Source organism: Pseudomonas serbica (assembly GCF_028823535.1).
In the GTDB taxonomy this organism is placed as follows: Bacteria; Pseudomonadota; Gammaproteobacteria; order Pseudomonadales; family Pseudomonadaceae; genus Aquipseudomonas; species Aquipseudomonas serbica.
The window spans coordinates 305,749-319,072 of record NZ_JAQIYM010000009.1; the positions used below are offsets into that span (position 1 = coordinate 305,749).

The following is a 13,324-nucleotide window of genomic DNA, read 5'->3' on the forward strand; positions in this document are numbered from 1 at the left end:
ACAATATTGTACAGGTTTCAACCCCGGCGTAGTCTGTACAGACAGGTAAACGAGGCCCTTATGACTGTACCTATCGCAATCATCGGCACCGGCATTGCCGGACTCTCAGCCGCACAAGCCCTGACCGAGTTGGGGCATGTCGTGCATCTTTTCGATAAAAGCCGCGGCAGCGGCGGACGCATGTCGAGCAAGCGCAGCGATGCGGGTGCCCTGGACATGGGCGCGCAATATTTCACTGCCCGCGACCGGCGCTTTGTCACCGAAGTCCAGCGTTGGCAAACCAATGGCTGGGTCGCGGAGTGGACGCCACAGCTGTATACCTACCATGGCGGCCGGCTCGATCTGTCGCCGGACGAACAGACGCGCTGGGTCGGCACCCCGCGAATGAGCGCGATCACCCGTGCCCTGCTTGGCGACCTGGAAGTGCACTTCGCCTGCCGGATCACCGAGGTGTATCGCGGCGAAGAACACTGGCATCTGCAGGATGCCGAAGGCTTCACCCACGGTCCGTTCAGTCATGTGGTCATCGCCACCCCGGCCCCCCAGGCGACCGCGCTGCTGGCCTCCGCGCCGAAGCTCGCTGGCGCTGCCGCCGGCGTCAAGATGGACCCCACCTGGGCCGTTGCGCTGGCCTTCGATACCCCCCTGGAAACGCCCATCGAGGGCTGCTTCGTGCAGGACAGTCCGCTGGACTGGCTGGCTCGCAACCGCAGCAAACCGGGGCGCGACAATACTCTCGACACGTGGGTATTGCACGCCACCAGCGCCTGGAGCCGCCAGCATATCGACCTGCCGAAAGAAGCGGTGATCGAACAGTTGCACGGCGCGTTTGCCGAGCTGTTGCACGATGCCATGCCTGCGCCCAGCTTCAGCCTGGCCCACCGCTGGCTCTACGCGCGCCCCGCCAGCAGCCATGAATGGGGGACTTTGGCCGATGCAGACCTGGGCCTGTATGCGTGTGGCGACTGGTGCCTGTCCGGACGCGTCGAAGGTGCCTGGCTCAGCGGCCAGGAAGCCGCCCGCCGTCTGCATGCACACTTGCAGTAAACGCAATATCGCGACACTGGCTTGCCAGCGATGAACGATACGGGGTGGAAACACCACGGTGTCTGGATCGCTGGCAACATCGCCCAGGCGAATCGTCCTCCACTAAAAAACTTATACAAGAAATTTGACTTGTACACCTTTGAATCTATGATGAAGCTATGTTGTACAGACTTACGGGGCTGTACAGGTTTTGATTCCGAGGTGCTCGATGCCCATATCCCCTGCCAAGCCAAAAATCGCCATCAGCGCCTGTCTATTGGGATTTGATGTGCGCTTCAACGGCGGCCACAAAGCTTCGCAGCTGTGCCGCCAAGTCCTCAGCGATTACTTCGAGTTTGTCCCGGTCTGCCCGGAAGTCGCCATCGGCCTCGGCGTTCCGCGCCAACCTATCCGGCTGGTGGGGGACGCGGACACTCCCCAGGCCCTCGGCACGGTCGACCGCGACCTCAATGTCACCCAGCCGCTGGCGGACTATGGCCGCCACATGGCGGCGGAGCTTGGCGATATCTGCGGTTACATTTTCATGCAGCAATCCCCTTCCTGCGGCCTGGAGCGGGTCAAGGTCTACCACGCCAACGGCGCACCGGTGATGGGCGGTGGCCGGGGCATCTACGCCGGTGCGTTCTGTGCCCAGCAAACGGACTTGCCGGTAGAAGAAGACGGCCGGCTCAACGACCCGGTGCTGCGGGAAAACTTTCTTGTCCGTGTATTTGCCTACAGCGCCTGGCAACAGTTGCTGCAGGAAGGCCTGAGCCGTCGCGGCCTGACAGCGTTCCACTCGCGCTACAAGTACCTGCTGATGGCTCACAACCCGATGCAATATAAAATCCTCGGCAACTTGCTTGGCAACATGGGCCAGACAGACCCGCAAGAACTCGGACCGCGCTACTTCACCCAGTTGATGGCCGCCCTGAAGAAATGTGCAACCCGCCGCACCCACAGCAATGTATTGCAGCACCTGAGCGGTTACCTGAAAAAGACCATCAGCGCCGAGGACAAGCAGGAAATGCAACGCCTCATCGGCCAATACCGCCAAGGCATTGTGCCGCTGGTGGTGCCGCTGACGTTGCTCAAGCACCACTTTCGGCAACATCCGGACCCCTACATCGATCAGCAGGTGTACCTGCAACCCCATCCGGAAAATCTCAGCCTGCGAAACGCAATCTGATGAAAGCCCTAGCCGACAGCAGCGCCAGCGAAGACCTCGGTGCCGACTTCAAGAAGGCGCTGGACGAAGGCTGGCTGCCGATCCGCGAAGTCGCCCGGCAAACCGGGGTGAATGCCGTGACGCTGAGGGCCTGGGAACGCCGTTATGGCCTGATCGTGCCGCAACGCACCCCCAAGGGTCACCGGCTGTTCTCGGCTGAACACGTACAACGTATCTTATCGATCCTCACCTGGATCAACCGCGGCGTGGCCGTCAGCCAGGTCAAGCAACTGCTCGACACCCCGCAAGCCTTCAGCGAGCTCGTTGAAAACGACTGGCAGGTGTTGCGCCACAAGTCACTGCAAGCCGTCACGCAGTTGTCCGAACGCGCCCTCGACGACACCGTCAACCAGGCCATGGCGCTCTACCCGCCGCGCACCTTGTGCGAGCAGCTACTCCTGCCCCTGCTGGCGGAGCTTGAACAACGCTGGCAAGGCCAGTTCGGCACGCAGATGGAACGGGTATTTTTTTATTCCTGGCTACGCAGCAAGTTTGGCGCGCGCATCTACCATGACAATCGTCAGTTGCACAGCGCGCCACTGCTATTGATCAACCACTCGGACCTGCCCCTTGAACCTCACCTGTGGCTCACCGCGTGGTTGATCAGCAGCGTCGATTGCCCGGTGCAAGTGTTTGACTGGCCACTCCCGGCCAGCGAACTGGCATTGGCGGTCGAACTACTGAAACCACGGGGCGTCTTGCTGTATTCCAGCAAAGCCCTAAACCTTTCACAGCTGACGAAACTTTTGAACGGCGTCAGTTGCCCAAAAATGATCGTCGGGCCAACGGTGTGCATTCACCACACCGAGTTGTCCGCAATAACGTCAGAGATCGCTGATCTGTACCTGGCCGATAACCCGTTGGCGGCGCATCAGGTACTGGTTCAACGCGGGCTCATTTAATGGCACTTCAATGAATGATGCGAACGTCCACATGCAATTGATCTGGCTGCGCAGCGACCTGCGCCTGCTCGACAATACCGCCCTTTCGGCCGCGGCAGCGCGGGGCCCGACCGTGGCGGTGTTTCTACTAAGCCCGCAGCAATGGCGCGAACATGACGACGCCCCCTGCAAAGTGGACTTCTGGCTGCGCAACCTGGAGGTTTTAAGTCGGGCGCTGAGCCAATTGAACATTCCCCTGCTGATCCGCAACGCCCCCCACTGGGATGACGCACCGGCCGTGCTGCTCGAGCTGTGCCGGCAATTGCAGGTCGACACGGTGCATCTCAACGAGGAATACGGCATCCATGAAACCCGCCGCGATGCAGCGGTGGCCCGGACCCTCAAGGCCGAAGGCATCGAAGTACGTCGCTATCTCGATCAATTGCTGTTCAAGCCCGGCAGTGTGCTGACCAAGACCGGTACGTACTTTCAGGTCTTCAGCCAGTTCCGCAAGGTCTGTTATGAACGACTGCATCATTCGCTGCCCGGTCTGGTACGCACACCGGCGCCGCAAGCGCCGTTGAACATCGCCAGCGACGCCATCGCGACGCAGGTCGAAGGCTTCGAGGTGCCTCCTCAAAGCCTGCGCGACCTGTGGCCGGCTGGTGAAGAGGAAGCCCGGCGCCGTCTCGACAGCTTCACCGACGTGCAGATCGACTACTACCAGAGCGAGCGCGACTTCCCGGCAAAACCCGGCACCAGCCAACTCTCGGCCTATCTGGCCGCCGGGGTGATTTCTCCTCGCCAGTGCCTGCACGCCGCCCTGCAATGTAACCAGGGTGAGTTCGAAAGCGGCAAGATTGGCGCCGTGACCTGGATCAATGAATTGCTGTGGCGAGAGTTCTATAAACACATTCTGGTGGGCTACCCGCGGGTTTCCCGTCACCGTGCCTTTCGTCCGGAAACCGAAGCCCTGGCGTGGCGCAACGCACCCGAAGAACTCGCCGCCTGGCAGCAAGGCCGTACCGGCTTGCCGATCATCGACGCGGCCATGCGCCAATTGCTCGAAACCGGCTGGATGCACAACCGGCTGCGCATGGTAGTGGCGATGTTCCTGACCAAGAACCTGTTGATCGACTGGCGCGAGGGCGAACGTTTTTTCATGCGCCACTTGATCGATGGCGACCTGGCCGCGAACAACGGCGGCTGGCAGTGGAGTTCGTCCACCGGCACCGACTCGGCGCCTTACTTCAGGATTTTCAACCCGCTGAGCCAGTCGGTAAAATTCGACGCCGATGGCCTGTTCATCAAGCACTGGCTGCCACAACTGTCTGGACTTGATAAAAAGGCTGTGCACGACCCGGCACATCTTGGCGGTCTGTTCGGCGTGGCAGATTATCCGGCACCGATTGTCGACCTGAACACGTCCCGCGCCCGCGCCTTGGCCGCATTCAAGAATCTGCCGCCGCGGCAAACTGCCGGGAGCCACCATGAATAGCAAAATGCTGCGTCTACATGAATATCTAACGGCATTGGGCCAGGCATGTGCCTGGCAGCGAAGGAGAACGCAATGGGCCTGATACCTCCACGACGGTATTGGTTAACCGGTGCAAGCAGCGGCATTGGCGCCGCACTGGCCGAAGAAATACTCAAGACTGGCGCCCAGCTGGCCGTCAGCTCCCGTTCGCTGGCGCCACTGAGAGTCCTGTCCCTGCGCTATCCCGGGCAGGTACTGGTGTTGGCAGGGGACTTGACCAACAGCCAGACAGTACGTGAAATCGGCGAACAGATTGCCCGGGAATGGGGTTCCCTGGACACTGTGATCCTCAATGCCGGCACCTGCGAATTTGTGGATGCCAAGCAGTTCGATGCCTCGATCATCGAGCATGTGGTGCGCACCAATCTGCTCGCCAGCAGCTACTGCATCGAAGCCGCATTGCCACTGCTGCGCTCTGGCACGGCGCCACACCTGGTGGGCCTGGCCAGTTCGGCAACCTACCTGCCACTGCCCCGCGCCGAAGCCTATGGTGCCTCGAAAGCCGGGATGCGCTACCTGTTCGAATCCCTGCGCAATGACGTGGCACCGGAAGGGATCGCCGTCACGGTGGTCAGCCCTGGGTTCGTCGAGACGCCAGTGACCGCGAAAAACGATGCCCCAATACCACGCGCCTCGCCGGCAGGAAAAGCCGCGCAGCACATTTTCCACCAATTGAGTAACCAGCCAGTGGATATCGCTTTGCCGGGGATGTTGATGGCAACCCTGTGGCCACTGTCGAAACTGCCTGACCGGACCCGGCTGGCGATTGGCAAGCGCATGGTTCGCAGCAGCCCGCCGATCCTGGATCAGTTGTGATGAACAGACGTGCCAGCGACTGAGCGTCCGTCCGAGCTTTCACACTGTAACGGCTGACTGCCTTACACTGCGCGCCATGAAAACCATCCCTCACACGCAAATCGCCACACCGGCGGTGACCTGCTCGACCTGTGCAGCCTGCTGCTGTCAGCTCGAAGTCATGCTGATCACCGATACCGGCGTGCCCGAGCGATTCATCGATACTGACGACTGGGGTGGGGAGGTCATGCTGCGCCTGGATGACGGCTGGTGCGCCGCGCTGGATCGCAACACGATGATGTGCACCATCTACGAGAAACGCCCGCTGATCTGCCGGGAGTTCGAGATGGGTGCGCCAGAGTGCATTGAAGAACGCCAGGGAATTTCGACGGCGTATCGCTGAAACTCAATGCGAGAGCCAGCAGGCTGACTCCCACAGGGTATGTTGCTAAAGCAGTAATCCTTACAACAGCATCGTGTAATGCAACGCGTAACTTTCTACACCGTCGTTGGGAGTGGTGATCCCGGCATTGGAATAGTGCGTCGCGCGAATTCCCACTTCATGCCCGCCGTTAAAGCGCAGGCCGGCACCAAAGCGGTCCTCGAACTGGAACGCGCTGCCCAGGTCGTTGTTTTCAACTTCGGTACTGGCGAACACCGCCACGCCAAACCCGAGTTCGACGTAGGGTTTGATGTTCTGGCCGGAAAACTCATAAACAAACACGGGCGAGAATGAAAGGCTGTGGTTGCTGGATTTCTCGTCACCCTCCCAGTAGGTGTAGGCGCCGCTCCAGTAACCGGTCAAGCGACCCACATCGCTCTGCCACCAACTCTTGTCCCAATCGAATTGCATGCCCAATCGATAAGTCATGGTCGATTCGCCGGTCTGGCCGACCCCGAACTCCACGCCCGCCGCCTGTGCAGTGAAACTATGCCCCATCAATGCAGCCGCAATCGCGGCCAAGCAAAATAGTCGCTTCATAGAAACATCCTTTTCCGAACGATTACGTCTGGTTTTTTTTGCTCTAACTACACAGCTATAGAAGTCGACGGTTATTCAGAAGTTCACCCAAATTGTGCCCCTGTGCCACAACTTGTTTACCCTTCAAAGCTTCGCACAACCCCGGCGTTATTCCACAGTATCGGCAATATATTTGTGAAATGAACCGGATCGGCACTCGTCCAGAACTGCGCGGCACGCGCAGGCCCGGCGGCGAGTAATTCGCGCTCGGCCAGCAGTCGCTGAAGCTGGCGCGCGACCGCCGCACCGGTGTCGATCAGACTGATGTCATCGGGGATCATTTGCTTGAGCAGCGGCTTGAGAAACGGGTAATGGGTGCAGCCCAGGATGATGGTGTCGGCGCCTGCGGCAAGCAGCGGCGCGACGTACCCCTGCAGCAACTGACGCAGGGCAGGACTGTGCAGATCGCCTTGTTCGATCAAATCGACCAACCCGGGGCAGGGTTGGGTGATCACTCGAACATCGGTGGCGAATCGGTCGAGCAGCGCGGCGAACTTGGCGCTTTGCAGAGTGCCCGTGGTGGCCAGCACGCCAACCACACCACTGCGGGTAGCGGCGGCGGCCGGCTTGACCGCGGGCTCCATGCCGACGATGGGCCATTGCGGATAATCGCGACGCAGGTCGGCAACCCCCGCGACCGTAGCGGTGTTGCAGGCCAATACCAGAGCCTTGGCGCCTTGGCCTTGAAAAAACTCGGCCATGACGCTGCAACGCTGGCGGATGAATTCCGGGGTTTTCTCGCCGTAGGGAATGTTCCCGCAATCGCCGAAATACAAGAGAGATTCGTCTGGCAACAAACGCTGGATCTCGGCCAGGACCGAAAGCCCACCGACGCCGGAGTCGAACACGCCGATCGGCGCTTCACGCATGCTTGGGCCCACAGACGCTGCAACCCGGATCACGCTTGACCCGCAACTCACGGAAGCGCGTGCCCAAGGCGTCGATCAGCAACAGGCGCCCCACCAACGGCTCGCCAAAACCGGCCAGCAACTTCAGCGCTTCGAGGGCTTGCAGGCTGCCGACCAGCCCCACCAGCGGACCGACCACCCCGGCTTCGCTGCAGGTCAATTCGGCTTCACTGCCGTGCCCATACAAACAGTGGTAGCACGGGCTTTCCGGGCGACGCGGGTCGAACACCGACAATTGCCCTTCCAGGCGAATTGCCGCACCGCTGACCAGCGGCTTGCCGGCGTTCACGCACGCTGCGTTGACCGCTTCACGAGTGGAGAAATTATCAGAGCAGTCGAGGACCAGATCCACCCCGGCCACGACAGCAGCCAGCGAGTCTTCATCCAGCGCCGCGCGATGGGCGACCAGCCGGATTTGCGGGTTGATTGCCGTCAGGCGCTTGATCGCCGAGTCGACCTTGCTCATGCCGACGCTGTCGGTGTCGTGAATGATCTGGCGTTGCAGGTTGGTCAAGTCGACCGTATCGAAGTCCGCCAGGTGCAACTCACCCACGCCCGCCGCTGCCAGGTACAGCGCCACCGGCGCGCCAAGCCCGCCGAGGCCAACGATCAGCACACGGCTGTCCTTGAGTCGCAACTGACCGTCGATATCAATGTGCTGCAACAGAATCTGCCGGCTGTAACGCAGCAATTCCTGATCATTCAGCATGGCAGGCACCCCAGGCTGATGCGTTGATGACCGCCCAGGTCGGTACGGCTGTGAATCTGTTCAAAACCACGGGTCAGCAGCAAATCGCGCACCGCCTTGGCCTGATCGTAACCGTGCTCGAGCATCAGCCAGCCGCCCGCGTCGAGATGGTCCGGCGCCTGGTCAATGATCAAGCGCAAATCGTCAAGGCCATCGACCCCGGCGACCAAGGCGCTGGCTGGTTCGAAACGCACGTCGCCTTCCACCAGGTGGGGATCGGCGGACGCGATATAGGGCGGATTGCTGATGATCAACTGAAAACGCTGACCTTCCAGGGCGCTGAACCAATGACTGCTCAGCACCGTGGCATTGTTCAGGTGCAAGCGCTGGCGATTGCGTTCGGCCAGGGCCACGGCTTCCCGCACGCGATCCACGGCAGTGACTTGCCATGCCGGCCGCTCGCTGGCCAGGGCCAGGGCAATCGCGCCGCTGCCAGTGCCCAGGTCGAGGACCTTGGCGGGAGTGGCTGGCAACAGCTCCAGCGCAGCTTCCACCAGCAACTCGGTGTCCGGGCGCGGGATCAGCGTGTGCGGTGCGACTTCCAGGTCGAGCTTCCAGAAACCTTGCTGGCCAAGGATGTAAGCCACTGGCTCACCACTTCGGCGGCGCTGCAAATATTCGGTGAAGGTCAACACCGCTTCGCTCGGCACAATACGTTCCGGCCAGGTGTGCAGGAAGCTGCGGGACTTGCCCAACGCGGCCGCCAGCAACAACTCGGCATCCAGGCGCGCCGTGGGCGAGTCGGGCAGCTCGGCGGCGCGCAACAAACTGGCAATGATCGTCATTTATTCACCTATCGCTGCCAGTTGATCGGCCTGGTACTCGGCCAGCAACGGCTCGATCACCGCATCGACACCCCCGGCGAGGATTTCGTCGAGCGAGTACAGCGTCAGGTTGACCCGGTGGTCGGTGACCCGGCCCTGGGCAAAGTTGTAGGTACGGATACGTTCGGAGCGATCCCCCGAGCCCACCAGCAATTTACGCTCACTGGCGATGGCATTGGCCGCGGCACTGGTTTGCTGGTCGTTGAGCTTGGCCGACAGCCAGGACATGGCCCGGGCGCGGTTCTTGTGCTGCGAACGCTCTTCCTGGCACTCGACCACGATGCCAGACGGCAAGTGCGTGATGCGGATCGCCGAATCGGTCTTGTTCACGTGCTGACCACCCGCACCGGAAGAACGATAGGTATCGATGCGCAAGTCTGCCGGATTGATCTCGATCGCTTCCTGTTCGTCCGGCTCGGGCAGTACTGCCACGGTGCAGGCCGACGTGTGGATGCGGCCCTGGGACTCGGTCGCGGGCACACGTTGCACGCGGTGAGCACCGGACTCGAACTTCAGCTTGCCGTAGACGTTGTCGCCCTCGACTCGCGCGATGACTTCCTTGTAGCCGCCGTGCTCACCCTCGTTTTCCGAAAGGATCTCCACCCGCCAGCCGCGCCGCTCGGCATAACGCGAATACATGCGGAACAGGTCGCCGGAGAAAATCGCCGCTTCGTCGCCGCCGGTGCCCGCGCGGATTTCGAGGAACACGTTGCGCCCGTCGTTCGGGTCCTTGGGCAGCAACATGCGTTGCAGACTGGCTTCCAGTTCGACCAGGCGTTCCTTGGCTTCGCGGACTTCTTCCACGGCCATTTCGCGCATGTCCGGGTCGCTGTCCTTGAGCAAGGCCTGGGCGCCTTCGAGGTCTCCCTGCACTTTAAGCAGCTGTTTATAGGTTTCGACGATCGGCTCGACTTCCGCGTACTCCTTGGAATAGGCGCGGAATTTGTTCTGATCGGAAATGACCTCGCCATCGCCAAGCAAGGCGGTCAATTCCTCGAAACGGTCCTGGAGGATGTCCAGCTTATTGAGCAGTGACGCTTTCATTGCGGTTTCTTATCCGAAAAGCTATCCGATGAGCCCTCACCGAGGGCAAAGAGTTCCTGGGCCATCGCCAGCGCATCGAGGCGACCTTCGGCAGAGAGCTTTTTCAACTGCACGCTCGGTGCGTGCAAGAGTTTATTGGTCAGGCCACGCGCCAATTGCACCAGCACCTCTTCGGCGCTGCTACCGTTGGCCAACATGCGCTGGGCTTTTTGCAATTCTTCGTCGCGCAAGCGTTCGCTCTGTTGACGATAGGCCTTGAGCACATCCACCGCCGCCAGTTCGCGAAGGCGCACCATGAAATCTTCAGCGCCGATCGAGACCATCTCTTCCGCCGCCTGGGCTGCCCCCTGGCGACTCTTGAGGTTCTCGGCGACCACTTCGTGGAGATCGTCGACGCTGTACAGGTAGACGTCGTCCAACTCGCCGACTTCTGGCTCGATATCACGCGGGACGGCGATATCGACCATGAAGATCGGTTTGTGCTTGCGCAGTTTCAGAGCGCTTTCAACAGCACCCTTGCCAAGGATCGGCAACTGGCTGGCGGTGGAGCTGATGACGATGTCGCTGCGCACCAGCTCCGCCGGAATGTCCGACAGCAGCACGGCATGGGCGCCGAACTGCTCGGCCAGGATGCTCGCGCGCTCCAGCGTGCGGTTGGCGACCACGATACGCTTCACGCCCAGGTCATGCAGGTGGCGGGCGACCAGGGTAATGGTTTCGCCAGCGCCGATCAGCAACGCCTGACTGCGTTGCAGGTCACTGAAAATCTGTTTGGCCAGGCTCACTGCGGCAAAGGCCACCGACACCGGGTTCTCGCCAATGGCGGTGTCGGTGCGCACTTGCTTGGCAGAATTGAATGTCGCCTGGAACAGCCTGCCGAGCAGCGGACCGATGGTGCCGGCTTCGCGAGCCACGGCATAGGCCGATTTCATCTGGCCGAGGATCTGCGGTTCGCCCAACACCAGCGAATCGAGCCCGGAGGCGACTCGCATCATGTGACGAACTGCCGCATCGTCTTCGTGCACATAAGCACTCGCGCGCAGCTCATCGAAGCTCAAATGATGATATTCGGCCAGCCAGCGCAGCACGGTATCCGCCGACAGGTGATCCTGTTCTATATAGAGTTCACTGCGATTGCAGGTGGAGAGGATCGCAGCTTCGCGGCTGTCGGTGAGTCGGCAGAGCTGCTGCAAGGCCTCAACCAGCTGCTCAGGGGTAAAGGCCACGCGCTCGCGGACGTCTACTGAAGCAGTCTTGTGGTTAATACCGAGTGCAAGGAAGGCCATTCAAGGTCGCTGGTGGTGACGTGAAGCCGGCAATTGTCCTACTTCGACACATCGAGGACAACTACTCGATATCTATTGACCTGGTAGGTGATGTCGCGGATTGCGAGCGATTCTCGTTTAGTGCAGGAACTGGCTTGCCAGCGAAGGCGTCCTGACGCCTTGCGTTGGCCTTCAGGGCGTCTTCGCTGGCAAGCCAGCGCCTACAACGACCTGCGTCCACGGGAAAATGCCTGCCCGGTTATGTTTGGCCGAACGCTTGTGTCATGATGATCCGACCGCAGGTTAGTCGTCCTTTTCCTATATGAATAGATCTTCCGCGTTGCTCCTCGCCCTTGTCTTTCTCAGCGGCTGCCAGGCCCTGGGCCCCGCTTCGACGGACGACCCGTCGCCGGTCGAAGACACCACTGCGGCCCCTGAAAAGCCCAAGGTCTACAGCTCATTCAGCGAAGACACCGTCTTCAGCCTGCTGAGTGCGGAACTGGCTGGCCAGCGCAATCGTTTCGATATCGCCCTGGACAACTACGTGACCCAGGCCATCAACACCCAGGATCCGGGCATTTCCGAGCGGGCATTCCGCATTGCCGAGTACCTGGGCGCCGACCAGGCCGCCCTGGATACGGCACTGATCTGGGCCAGGAACGCTCCGGACGACCTTGAGGCCCAGCGGGCCGCCGCCGTGCAACTGGCGCGCGCCGGGCGCTATGACGACTCCATGGTCTATATGGAAAAAGTGCTGCAAGGCAAGGGCGATACCCATTTCGACTTCCTCGCACTGTCTGCGGCCGATACCGACCAGGACACGCGCAACGGCCTGATGAAAAGTTTCGACCGCCTGTTGCAGCGCCACCCGAACAACGGCCAGCTGATTTTTGGCAAGGCCTTGCTGCTGCAGCAAGATGGCGACACCAAAGGTGCGCTGACCCTGTTGGAAGACAATCCGCCGGACGACGGCGAAATCGCCCCGATCCTGCTGCGCGCGCGCCTGCTGCAATCGCTGGATCGCGGTGACGAAGCCTTGCCGCTGCTGCAAAAAAGCATCCGCAAATACCCGGAAGACAAGCGCCTGCGCCTGACCTATGCGCGCATGCTGGTCGAACAGGACCGCATGGACGACGCCAAGGCCGAGTTCTCAAGCCTGGTGCAGCAATACCCGGAAGACGACGACCTGCGATATTCACTGGCGCTCGTCTGCCTGGAGGCCAAGGCCTGGGACGAGGCCAAGGGTTACCTCGAAGACCTGATCGCCCGTGACAGCCACGTCGACTCGGCCCACCTGAACCTGGGGCGCATCGCCGAAGAACGCAACGATCCACAAGGCGCGCTGATCGAGTACGCCAAGGTCGGGCCGGGCAACGATTACCTGCCGGCGCAACTGCGCCAGGCCGATATCCTGATGAGCAACGGCAGGACCGCCGAAGCGCAAAAACGACTCGCGGCCCAACGCGACGAGCAGCCGGACTACGTGATCCAGTTGTACCTGATCGAAGCCGAAACCCTGTCTGCCAACAAACAGGGGGACAAGGCCTGGAAAGTCCTGGAGCAAGCACTGCAACAATACCCGGACGATCTGAACCTGCTGTACACCCGCGCCATGCAGGCAGAAAAACGCAACGACCTTGCCCAGATGGAAAAAGACCTGCGCTTGATCATCAAGCGCGACCCGGACAATGCCATGGCACTGAACGCCCTCGGCTATACCCTGTCTGACAGGACGACGCGTTACGCCGAAGCCAAGGCCCTGATCGAGCAAGCGCACCAAATCAGTCCGGAAGACCCGGCGGTTCTCGACAGCCTCGGCTGGGTGAATTACCGCATGGGCAATCTCGACGAAGCCGAGCGCCTGCTGCGCCAGGCCCTGGAGCGCTTCCCCGACCAGGAAGTCGCCGCTCATCTAGGCGAAGTCCTGTGGGCCAATGGCAAGCAAAGCGAAGCTCGGCAAATCTGGGGCAAATTCCTCAAGGAACAACCCGACAGCCCAACCCTGCGCGGCACCATCAAGCGCCTGACCGGATCAGAGACTCTTTAA

General features: G+C 60.9%; 13 protein-coding genes. 7 read left to right on the forward strand and 6 right to left on the reverse strand.

Going from position 1 to position 13,324, the window contains the following annotated elements:
- The first annotated feature begins 60 nt into the window (after positions 1-60).
- The 6 genes from NQL71_RS17060 to NQL71_RS17085 all read left to right on the forward strand — a co-directional run bounded on the left by NQL71_RS17060 (position 61) and on the right by NQL71_RS17085 (position 5,870).
- The gene (locus tag NQL71_RS17060) at positions 61-1,047 is read left to right on the forward strand and encodes an NAD(P)/FAD-dependent oxidoreductase (protein ID WP_046818968.1); all 987 of its coding nucleotides are present in this window, start codon (positions 61-63) and stop codon (positions 1,045-1,047) included.
- Positions 1,048-1,255: 208 nt separating this feature from the next.
- The gene (locus NQL71_RS17065; RefSeq protein WP_046818967.1) at positions 1,256-2,215 is read left to right on the forward strand and encodes a YbgA family protein; all 960 of its coding nucleotides are present in this window, start codon (positions 1,256-1,258) and stop codon (positions 2,213-2,215) included.
- Positions 2,215-3,156 (forward strand): MerR family transcriptional regulator, encoded by a 942-nt coding sequence (locus tag NQL71_RS17070; RefSeq protein ID WP_046818966.1) that lies wholly within the window; start codon positions 2,215-2,217, stop codon positions 3,154-3,156. Before NQL71_RS17065 ends, NQL71_RS17070 begins: the two co-directional genes overlap by 1 nt.
- 31 nt (positions 3,157-3,187) lie before the next feature.
- On the forward strand, positions 3,188-4,633 hold the full coding sequence (gene phrB / locus NQL71_RS17075; RefSeq protein ID WP_248687472.1) for a deoxyribodipyrimidine photo-lyase: 1,446 nt from the start codon (positions 3,188-3,190) through the stop codon (positions 4,631-4,633).
- A 72-nt stretch (positions 4,634-4,705) separates the two neighbouring features.
- Positions 4,706-5,488 carry an SDR family NAD(P)-dependent oxidoreductase gene (locus NQL71_RS17080; protein WP_046818965.1) on the forward strand — a complete coding sequence of 261 codons (783 nt, stop codon included), beginning with the start codon at positions 4,706-4,708 and terminating at the stop codon, positions 5,486-5,488.
- A 76-nt stretch (positions 5,489-5,564) separates the two neighbouring features.
- A complete protein-coding gene (locus NQL71_RS17085) occupies positions 5,565-5,870 on the forward strand; it encodes a YkgJ family cysteine cluster protein (RefSeq protein WP_034149582.1) in 306 nt (101 codons plus the stop codon).
- A 60-nt stretch (positions 5,871-5,930) separates the two neighbouring features.
- Here NQL71_RS17085 and NQL71_RS17090 read toward each other — a convergent pair whose 3' ends face one another.
- From NQL71_RS17090 to hemA, 6 genes are all read right to left on the reverse strand, one after another.
- Positions 5,931-6,449 (reverse strand): acyloxyacyl hydrolase, encoded by a 519-nt coding sequence (locus tag NQL71_RS17090; protein WP_046818964.1) that lies wholly within the window; start codon positions 6,447-6,449, stop codon positions 5,931-5,933.
- 116 nt (positions 6,450-6,565) lie between these two features.
- Positions 6,566-7,357 (reverse strand): glutamate racemase, encoded by a 792-nt coding sequence (murI, locus tag NQL71_RS17095; RefSeq protein ID WP_077185188.1) that lies wholly within the window; start codon positions 7,355-7,357, stop codon positions 6,566-6,568.
- Positions 7,350-8,105, reverse strand: coding sequence for a molybdopterin-synthase adenylyltransferase MoeB (locus NQL71_RS17100; protein WP_046818962.1), 756 nt, complete (start codon positions 8,103-8,105; stop codon positions 7,350-7,352). Before NQL71_RS17100 ends, murI begins: the two co-directional genes overlap by 8 nt.
- Positions 8,099-8,929 carry a peptide chain release factor N(5)-glutamine methyltransferase gene (prmC, locus tag NQL71_RS17105; RefSeq protein ID WP_274643048.1) on the reverse strand — a complete coding sequence of 277 codons (831 nt, stop codon included), beginning with the start codon at positions 8,927-8,929 and terminating at the stop codon, positions 8,099-8,101. The genes NQL71_RS17100 and prmC overlap by 7 nt, the downstream gene beginning before the upstream one ends.
- Positions 8,930-10,012 carry a peptide chain release factor 1 gene (prfA, locus tag NQL71_RS17110; protein WP_046818960.1) on the reverse strand — a complete coding sequence of 361 codons (1,083 nt, stop codon included), beginning with the start codon at positions 10,010-10,012 and terminating at the stop codon, positions 8,930-8,932.
- Positions 10,009-11,298: a glutamyl-tRNA reductase gene (gene hemA, locus NQL71_RS17115; protein ID WP_046818959.1), complete on the reverse strand. Its 1,290-nt coding sequence runs from the start codon at positions 11,296-11,298 to the stop codon at positions 10,009-10,011. Before hemA ends, prfA begins: the two co-directional genes overlap by 4 nt.
- 301 nt (positions 11,299-11,599) lie before the next feature.
- Between hemA and NQL71_RS17120 the strand changes: the two genes are divergently transcribed.
- A complete protein-coding gene (locus NQL71_RS17120; protein ID WP_046818958.1) occupies positions 11,600-13,324 on the forward strand; it encodes a tetratricopeptide repeat protein in 1,725 nt (574 codons plus the stop codon).

What these genes read in the sequence shown, in the direction of transcription:
- NQL71_RS17070 (WP_046818966.1), top strand. Translation starts at nt 2,215, where the DNA reads ATGAAAGCCCTAGCCGACAGCAGCGCCAGCGAAGACCTCGGTGCCGAC.
- NQL71_RS17120 (WP_046818958.1), top strand. Translation starts at nt 11,600, where the DNA reads ATGAATAGATCTTCCGCGTTGCTCCTCGCCCTTGTCTTTCTCAGCGGC.
- NQL71_RS17065 (WP_046818967.1), top strand. Translation starts at nt 1,256, where the DNA reads ATGCCCATATCCCCTGCCAAGCCAAAAATCGCCATCAGCGCCTGTCTA.
- prfA (WP_046818960.1), bottom strand. Translation starts at nt 10,012, where the DNA reads ATGAAAGCGTCACTGCTCAATAAGCTGGACATCCTCCAGGACCGTTTC.
- hemA (WP_046818959.1), bottom strand. Translation starts at nt 11,298, where the DNA reads ATGGCCTTCCTTGCACTCGGTATTAACCACAAGACTGCTTCAGTAGAC.
- NQL71_RS17100 (WP_046818962.1), bottom strand. Translation starts at nt 8,105, where the DNA reads ATGCTGAATGATCAGGAATTGCTGCGTTACAGCCGGCAGATTCTGTTG.
- prmC (WP_274643048.1), bottom strand. Translation starts at nt 8,929, where the DNA reads ATGACGATCATTGCCAGTTTGTTGCGCGCCGCCGAGCTGCCCGACTCG.
- NQL71_RS17085 (WP_034149582.1), top strand. Translation starts at nt 5,565, where the DNA reads ATGAAAACCATCCCTCACACGCAAATCGCCACACCGGCGGTGACCTGC.
- NQL71_RS17060 (WP_046818968.1), top strand. Translation starts at nt 61, where the DNA reads ATGACTGTACCTATCGCAATCATCGGCACCGGCATTGCCGGACTCTCA.
- murI (WP_077185188.1), bottom strand. Translation starts at nt 7,357, where the DNA reads ATGCGTGAAGCGCCGATCGGCGTGTTCGACTCCGGCGTCGGTGGGCTT.
- NQL71_RS17090 (WP_046818964.1), bottom strand. Translation starts at nt 6,449, where the DNA reads ATGAAGCGACTATTTTGCTTGGCCGCGATTGCGGCTGCATTGATGGGG.
- NQL71_RS17080 (WP_046818965.1), top strand. Translation starts at nt 4,706, where the DNA reads ATGGGCCTGATACCTCCACGACGGTATTGGTTAACCGGTGCAAGCAGC.
- phrB (WP_248687472.1), top strand. Translation starts at nt 3,188, where the DNA reads ATGCAATTGATCTGGCTGCGCAGCGACCTGCGCCTGCTCGACAATACC.